The sequence below is a fragment of the Mesorhizobium sp. M0185 genome (genome assembly GCF_040322175.1).
GTDB lineage: Bacteria > Pseudomonadota > Alphaproteobacteria > Rhizobiales > Rhizobiaceae > Mesorhizobium.
Genome location: NZ_JAMYSY010000103.1, coordinates 1 through 5,596, shown reverse-complemented (window position 1 = coordinate 5,596; position 5,596 = coordinate 1). Strand labels below are relative to the sequence as shown.

At 59.2% G+C, this 5,596-nt stretch carries 5 protein-coding genes and 3 pseudogenes; 3 read left to right on the top strand and 5 right to left on the bottom strand.

Annotated features, from left to right (window positions below; genetic code table 11):
* Positions 1–183: TOBE-like domain-containing protein (locus NKJ20_RS33775; protein ID WP_352749909.1), on the top strand; the 183-nt coding region annotated here is incomplete at its 5' end.
* Between the two features lie 11 nt (positions 184–194).
* Here the strand turns inward: NKJ20_RS33775 and NKJ20_RS33770 are convergent.
* Positions 195–446 (bottom strand): annotated as a pseudogene (locus NKJ20_RS33770) (GNAT family N-acetyltransferase); the annotation flags it as partial.
* A gap of 35 nt (positions 447–481) precedes the next feature.
* Here NKJ20_RS33770 and NKJ20_RS33765 point away from each other — a divergent pair.
* Positions 482–628, top strand: coding sequence for a hypothetical protein (locus NKJ20_RS33765; protein WP_352453916.1), 147 nt, complete (start codon positions 482–484; stop codon positions 626–628).
* 177 nt (positions 629–805) lie between these two features.
* On the top strand, positions 806–1,408 hold the full coding sequence (locus tag NKJ20_RS33760; RefSeq protein WP_352749907.1) for a sulfotransferase family protein: 603 nt from the start codon (positions 806–808) through the stop codon (positions 1,406–1,408).
* 165 nt (positions 1,409–1,573) lie between these two features.
* On the opposite strand, the gene NKJ20_RS33755 is transcribed toward NKJ20_RS33760, so the two are convergent.
* The 4 genes and pseudogenes from NKJ20_RS33755 to NKJ20_RS33740 all read right to left on the bottom strand — a co-directional run bounded on the left by NKJ20_RS33755 (position 1,574) and on the right by NKJ20_RS33740 (position 5,278).
* On the bottom strand, positions 1,574–3,349 hold the full coding sequence (locus tag NKJ20_RS33755) for a heavy metal translocating P-type ATPase (RefSeq protein WP_352749911.1): 1,776 nt from the start codon (positions 3,347–3,349) through the stop codon (positions 1,574–1,576).
* Between the two features lie 332 nt (positions 3,350–3,681).
* Positions 3,682–3,972: pseudogene (locus NKJ20_RS33750) on the bottom strand (ABC transporter permease subunit); the annotation flags it as partial.
* Between the two features lie 57 nt (positions 3,973–4,029).
* Positions 4,030–4,176 (bottom strand): hypothetical protein, encoded by a 147-nt coding sequence (locus tag NKJ20_RS33745; RefSeq protein ID WP_280952151.1) that lies wholly within the window; start codon positions 4,174–4,176, stop codon positions 4,030–4,032.
* Positions 4,140–5,278, bottom strand: a pseudogene (locus NKJ20_RS33740) (Tn3 family transposase). The gene NKJ20_RS33745 and the pseudogene NKJ20_RS33740 overlap by 37 nt, the downstream one beginning before the upstream one ends.
* Positions 5,279–5,596: the final 318 nt, after the last annotated feature.

Below are 5,596 nucleotides of genomic sequence, written 5' to 3'. Positions count from 1 at the left end.
AACGGCTGCATCGCCGGCACGGTCGCCGCCAGCCGCCGCGTCGCCGGCACCAGGCGGGTCGAGCTCGAAATCGGCGGCGAACGTCGGCGGGTCGAGATCGAATTGCCCGTCGACCATCCGGCGGCGCAGAAAACTCGCGTGGCTTTTAGGCCGCGGCGCTGGAAGCTTTTTCCGGCTGGTTGATTACGAGGCGATTACCAACTTGTGCACAACAAGACGTTTCGGCCCGCTCTTTCAACGCGCCTTAGCGAGAGCGCAAGGGTCATCGGATTTTTCGGGGAAGCCGCAAAGCCGTAGTGCTCGTAGAAGGCTTTCGCTTCGTCCGATATGGCATGAACAAGAAGGCCGCGAATCCCGAGGATCGTCGCGGCGTAACGCGTGCGCAGAACGGTGTCTTGCAACAGCGCGGCGCCTAACCCCTTGCCTTGCCAGCTTGTGTCCACGCTGCTCGAATGTCGCGCGGTATACGTCGAGCAGCCTGATGGAGCAGGTCTGCACGGCCTTGCCGTTCAAGATGGCTTTGGTGGACCGCGATCACGTTCCCGGCGGAAACTCGCTGTCGGTTGTCTCCCATCCTTTGATGGGCATCCACGTCATCGACCGGAGCAAGCGCTGCGTCAGCGGATAGTGGTGTCGATCCACGCGTCTTCGCCACAGCGGCGCCAGGAGCCACCATTCCCGGCGCTTCTCCAATACTGACCTTCGCGCGCTACGGCTTGACGCGATTCGGAGCTGACCTTCAAAGATATAGCGAATTAAAGAAAACAGCGGTATTTTGACCGATTGAAATCTCCTTGGGGTGCTCATGGCTCTAGATGTCATTGGTGCAGGCATGGGTCGCACTGGCACATATTCGCTGAAGCTCGCCTTGGAGCATCTTGGGTTCGGGCCGTGTCATCACATGGCAGATGTCCACGCCAATCCCGAGCAGAAGGCGCTGTGGCGCGCCGCCGGCCAGGGACAACTCCCGACCTGGGATGCGGCATATGCCGGCTATCTTTCCGCGGTCGATTGGCCAACGGCGCATTTTTGGCGCCAAGTGAGTGACCACTACCCTCATGCAAAGGTTATCCTGACAGTTCGTGACCCGGAAGCCTGGTATGACAGCATGGCGCAAACAATAGGGCTCACGATGGATGCTGCTACCAATGATCCACAGTCCTTTGGTGTGGCGGTGGTTGGAAACACTGTCTTTGGCGGTCGATTTGATAACCGTGATCACGCAATCGCTGTCTATGAAGCACATAACGCTTCCGTGAAATCAACGCTGCCACCTGAACGCCTTCTCACGTATCAAGTCTCCGAAGGATGGGAGCCGCTTTGTGCCTTTCTCGATGTACAGTTGCCTTCCGAACCGTTTCCACGCACCAATTCGACTGCCGAATTTCGTGCTCGCATAGGGCGCTGAACGGCGGTTTTCCACCCCGGCCGGACCTTCCCGAGCCTCATCAGGCAATCTGATCTATGAACGCGCCAAGCGACCACATGCGCCAGTAGCAGTCATCCGATCGGACGAATCGAATGACCGCTTTGGCTAGTTCGGTTCGAAGCCTTAGGCTTCAAAGAGATGCGCTTAAACATCTTGGATTCGAACGCGCAGCAGTTTTGCCGAATTCAGGAACACCAGGACATCTGGCCCCAAGTGCAAAATCGCTGCCTGGATAGGACCGATCCAGCCCATCAGCGCTGCGGTAATGCCCAAAACATGCACAACACCAACGCCGACGAAGATATTCTCCTGAATTGTCCGGTAAGCGCGTCGCGCAATCGCGCGGGCGCTGACAATTCTTGCCAGGTCATCCTTCATCAATGCGATGTCGGCGGCTTCCAGCGCTGCCTGCGTGCCGCCGCCCCCCATCGCAATGCCGACATCGGCGCGTGCCAGCGCCGGCGCGTCGTTGATCCCGTCGCCGACCATCGCCACGCGATGGCCCTGCTTTTGCAATTCGGCGATGGCGGCGACCTTGTCCTGCGGCATCAGATTGGCACGCACTTCATCCACGCCGAGCTCGTTGGCGATGGTCCGCGCTGTGGCCTCATTGTCACCCGTCACCATCACCATGCGCTTGACCCCGGTTGCACGGAGCTTTGCCAGCGCTTCGCGCGCACCTGGTCGCAATGTGTCGGCAATAAAAATCACGCCAGCGAATTTCCCATCGACCGCGACGTGAACCGGCGTCTGTCCGCCCTTTTCGATCGCATCGGAAAGCGGCACGCCGGCCTCGCGCAACAACAATGCATTCCCGACCAGCACGGTGCGTCCGGAGACCGTCGCCTTCACACCGCGCGCCTGCAACTGCTCGTACTGCTCCGGTTCCGGGACATCGATTTTCATCCGGGCGGCATAGTTGACGACCGCTTTCGCCAAGGGGTGAGCGGAGCGCCGATCGGCGGCGGCGGCAAGGCTGATCAGATCAGCTTCCGAAAGCGTGCCGTCCTGCATCTCCACGCCGACAACCTCGGGCTTGTTCGCCGTCAGGGTGCCTGTCTTGTCGAACACCAGGACGTCGACCTTGGCCAAAGACTCCAGATAGACGCCCCCCTTGACCAGAATTCCACTGCGTGCGGCTCGCGCAATGGCTGCGATAATCACCAGAGGAGTCGCCAATCCGAGTTCGGCAGGTGATGTGAAAATCAGCAGAGTGACGATCATCCGAACGTCGCGGGTATAAAGATAAACCGCAACGAGGAAGATCAGCACGACCGGGATCAGCCATGACGCGACCTTATCCGCCAGTTTCTGGACGGGTGCCTGTTCCGCTTCGGCATTCTCGACCAGACTGATGATGCGGGCAAAGGTGGTGTCGGCACCAACCTTCTCGGTCTCGATGTCGAGGGCGCCGGATTCGACGATGGTTCCGGCAAAGACATCGGCGCCATCGCTCTTGTCCTTGGGAATGCTCTCTCCTGTGATCGATGCTTCGTTGACCGAAGCCGCTCCACCGACGACGGTGCCATCGACCGGGATCTTCTCGCCGGCCCGCACCAAGACAACGTCGCCCGCGCGCAAATTCTCGATCGGGACCATGCGTTCGGCACCTGCGTACCGCACAAGCGCCACCTGCGGCACTGAGCCGATCAGGTCTTTGATCGAGGCTCGCGCTCGTTCCATATTCACATCGGCGATGAACTCCGCGATCAAAATGATCACCATGAGGACCGCGCCGGCGACGGTCTCGCCTCCGATCAGCGCCACCACCGTGGCAATGGTGACGAATATTTCGGTACCGATCTTGCGCTCTTTTACGAGATCAACGACGCCGGTCTTGACGAGCGGATACAAGCCGATGGCAACCGCCACCCACAAGGCTTGTATTGGAATGAGCTGCTGCCAATACAGCAACGCCATCAAGCCGGTAAAAAGGATGCGCGCGACTTCGGTCCAGCGTTCGCGCGTCATCAACACTCGCCAACCCGATGGAACCGTCTTAGGCGCCGGCTCAACGCTTTCCGTGGCTGCTGTCTCGGATTTCATGATTGGCTCGCTATCTCGGATTGCGGTCTTGGGTTGAAGCATGAGCGCATCAGGCCCCCGCGGCGGATAGTCCTGTCCAGCCATGGTATCCGACATAGAGGCCAACGGCGATGAGAAATAGCGCGCCCAGCGCGCGCGACGGTCGGCGGCCCCTACCGTGACGAGAGTAATCCCGAAGCTTGGCGATCCTGTCCCACATGCATGCCTCACGTCCACACCCGGAGGGATTGCTCCAGCCTGTCGGCGATCTGTATGACGACATAGGCGATCACCATGTAGATCACGACGGCAATCACAAAGGCTTCGAGGTAGTAGAAGTTCAGCGCGGCGGTCAATTGGGACTGCGCTTAGATATCGACCACCTCGATGGCGAATCCGAGTGAAAGCGCCTTCATGATGGCCATCATCGAGGTGGTCAGCTCGGGAATTGCCGTGAGGGCCACCTGGGGAAATAGGACCCGTCGGAACAGTTGGCTGCTTGTGTAACCCAGCGAGTAGGGGTCGGAACAAGAACCGTTCCCAGCGACACGCTAACGTCGAACGGAGCATGAACGTCATGCGGCGTGGCGTAACCGAGCCGGAAGTCTGAGCGAACGGAATCCTTCAGGCATCTGATGTTCTGCATCCCAGGTGTAGATGCCGGTCAGGTTGATGTGCTCCCAACTCAGCCGCGATACGTGCTTGAGCAGATGATCCGGAATCTCGCGATGCGTTTTGCGTAAGTAGGTAACGGCCCGTTCGATATAGACCTTATTCCTACGATCGCACTGACGACGAGGTTGAGGCCGGAGGCGCGGAACGCCTGGCTTTCGAACGACCGGTCACGGATTTCACTACGCTCGTGGAAGAAAACGGCGCGCTTCAGCTTATGCGCAGCCTCACCCTTGTTGAGGCCGGCCTGGCAACGCCGGCGTAGCGCCGAACTTGAGTACCATTCGATCATGAACAGCGATCGCTCGACCCGGCCGAGTCCCGTAGCGCTCGTGCGAGTTGGCTTTCCTTCGGAGATGCGGATAGTTTCTTCAGGATCGTGGACGGCACTACGGATCGCGTGGTGATCGACGCCGCCAGATGGAGGAGATCATCCCAGTGCTCGAGGATCAGGGTGGTGTTGATCGGCGCCCCGATGTGGTTCGACAGCGCCGGGTATGCATCGCCTTTCTCGAACGTGTGGAACTTCCGGTCCTTGAGGTTGCGCAGTCGCGGCGCGAAGCGTTTGCCTATGAGGGCGAACAGACCGAAGATGTGATCACTCGCGCCACCCCTATCGGTAAAGTGTTCCTGGATGTCGAGGACCGTGTCCTGATCGAATAGCCCATCGAGCACATAAGCAGCCTCACTTTCGGTCGGACTGATGGGCAGAATGCTGAAGTAGCCGTACTGATCAGAAAGGTGGCTGTAGAACTTTGAGCCGGGTTCGCTGCCGTAATGCAGATTGATGTCGCCGCGCTTTGCGGCTCGGTCGCTCGCGCGGAAGAATTGGCCGTCAGATGATGACGTCGTGCCATTGCCCCAAAGGCGAGAATGCGGATGGCGGGTGTGTGCGTCCGTCACGCAGGCCTGCGCCGCGCGGTAGGTCTCCGACCGTGCATGGAAGGTTCTCATCCAACTGATCTGGTGAGCGCTGATGCCTTTGGACGCGCTGGCCATCTGTTTCGGACCAAGGTTGGTCGCATCCGCCAGTACGCCGGCCAGCATGGCCGAGACATTTCTTGGGACGTCCCCGGTGCGAACATGCGTGAAGCTATCCGCAAAGCCGGTCCATTCATGCACTTCCCTCAACAGGTCGGGAACCTCGACCATTGGATGCGGCGTCCATCCCTGGATGGCAATCCCGGCACAACACCCAGCGGGGATTGCGAACCTCCACTGTGCCGAACACCGTTTGAATTCGACGCGTCGTATAGTCCTTGACTGGCCGAAAATTGTGGCAATCCGGACAGACCCGTCGAAACAGGGTGTAGGTTTTCGCCTCCTAGCAGGCTGTTGAAGAAGTCTGACGTATTGCCTTGAGGATGGCCTCGTCGCCGTTGTGGTAGGCGAATGTGATCTCGATCGAGCCGTCGTCGAGCAATTCGGCATAGCCGTCGCCTGTGACTTCATCCATCTCGTCACACCCGG